The organism is Ruegeria sp. D4 (assembly GCF_056534475.1).
This window is the reverse complement of record NZ_JBQFPJ010000043.1, coordinates 1-1,861: the sequence shown is the minus strand read 5'-3', so window position 1 is coordinate 1,861 and position 1,861 is coordinate 1. Positions and strand designations below refer to the sequence as shown.

General features: G+C 50.9%; 2 protein-coding genes and 1 pseudogene. 2 read left to right on the top strand and 1 reads right to left on the bottom strand.

Translation table 11 applies throughout. The features are described from left to right. On the bottom strand, positions 1–241 hold a 241-nt coding region (locus tag ACR0MI_RS23625), incomplete at its 3' end, for a hypothetical protein (protein WP_480855747.1). Positions 242–811: 570 nt separating this feature from the next. Between ACR0MI_RS23625 and ACR0MI_RS23620 the strand changes: the two genes are divergently transcribed. Then, positions 812–1,327, top strand: a complete 516-nt coding sequence (locus ACR0MI_RS23620) for a DUF805 domain-containing protein (RefSeq protein ID WP_170617433.1) — start codon at positions 812–814, stop codon at positions 1,325–1,327. 73 nt (positions 1,328–1,400) lie between these two features. Next, a pseudogene (locus ACR0MI_RS23615) lies at positions 1,401–1,861 on the top strand (hypothetical protein); the annotation flags it as partial.

The following is a 1,861-nucleotide window of genomic DNA, read 5'->3' as shown; positions in this document are numbered from 1 at the left end:
CAATGCAATTCCAAGGAGCACGATCCTCGCCAACGCCGACTGTGACCTGTGTTCCCGCCTCGCTAAACGCGGATGAGAGCACCACGACTTGTGAATTGTTCGTTGTGCTGGCTACATCTCGCAAACACGCCTGCTGAGCCGGCGTGAGTTCGGCGGACGCACTGGATGTACTCGTCTCGTCGCAGGCTGCAAGCAATGCGAAACAAGTTGCGCCTGCAATCATCACCATCTTGTTGGACATTTTCTTCTCCCTCTTGTTCCCATGAAATTATTGAAATTGGATGGGCTTGTTTGAAGTTCTCGCGTCAGAGCAGGCTATGGAACATACTTCGACCCTGTGATTTCCCTTCCCAACAACTTGTCGCGGGGGGCTTGGTCGGCGGGACGATATTTCGTTGACTATCGGGGCCGACAATAACGTGTGAAGGCCGAATGACGTCACTGGCAAATGCTAGAGCAAACTCTGGAAAGAGGGCGAGTACGTTTAGTCTGATCATCGCGTCCTCCCAGCGCTCAATCATTGTAAAGTGCTTTCCAACCGCCAGCACTCACTCAAGCAGTCGGAAGGGCTCGGCACAGCGAGCAGCAACGACAACAACGGAGGTAAAATAAAGTTGTGTCGAATTCGCATGTTTGAATCTAATTTCTAATAAATCAATATTTTTTCCGCGCGTAAATTTCTCTACGCTCTCGTACGATAGGCCTCTGCGCTCAAACAAAAAGGTAAGAGGGAGCATCCTTAGGGGCGAGTGTGTTCCCCTGAACGGCGAAGCGTTCTGAGGCCGCACAGAAACAATGAAGGGATTGAAAGATGGGATTTGGTGAATCCGTTAAGACGTGTTTCTCGAAATACTTCCAGTTTTCCGGGCGGGCGAAACGTTCAGAATACTGGTGGTTCTTCTTGTTTGTAGTTCTCGTGAGTGCCGCTTTAGCTGTGCTGGATACAATCATATTTGGGACTGACCCTGAAACAGGGCAAGGATCTCGGGTCCTGTCCTCTGTTTTCCAACTGACTGTTCTCATACCTATGCTGGCCGCCGGTTGGCGGAGGCTGCACGATACAGGACGACCTGGCTGGTATTTGCTGCTACCGATGGCGCTCAGCATTACAACGCTTTTTGTTATGTTGGGTGGGGTAGCGTTTTTTTCGGTATTGGAGCAAGGGACCGAAAATCCCGATGCATTGCGAGGACCTGCGGCCGTCCTGGGTGTGACCGGTATCGTTGTTGTCTCAATTCTTCAATTGGTTCTGTCCATCCTGATGATCTGGTGGCTTACGCGACCTTCCCAAGAAGGCGCAAACGAATACGGCGAACCTGTTTCTTGACCTGGCTGCCCGGGCAATTGGCTGGAATCTCTGCTGAACGACAGCGCGAACCGTAACTCCATGGAGAGAAAAAATGAGTTTCAAAACGATTTCCACTGGGACGCTGATGGTGGTTATGGCGACTACAGCATCAGCGGAGTGGTCGTTTAGTTCCGGGCCCAATCCCAATGCATTTATTCAATCTGGAAACATGACGCTGGAACTTCAGTGTAACCGTATCCGCTTTGCACCGGCTGGATATGAGGACAGCCAGGACATTGTGGAGAAGCAGGGGCTTTCCATTCGATTTTTGAAGAACGGCACCACCGAAGTTGGGGCATTTCAAGTTGGCGCAGAAAACGCGGCTTTGCAGATCGTCGACAATTTTCCTGTCGAGGTCAGTTTCAATAGTCAGCAAGACTATGGTTTTGTGCTGGACCAGCTTGCGGCCAATGCATCGGTTAATTTGTCGATGATTGATCAAGATGTCAGCTACGGAATCTTTGACTTAAAAGGCTCCAGCGCGGCAATTCGGTCCCTTCGTTCCGCCTGCGA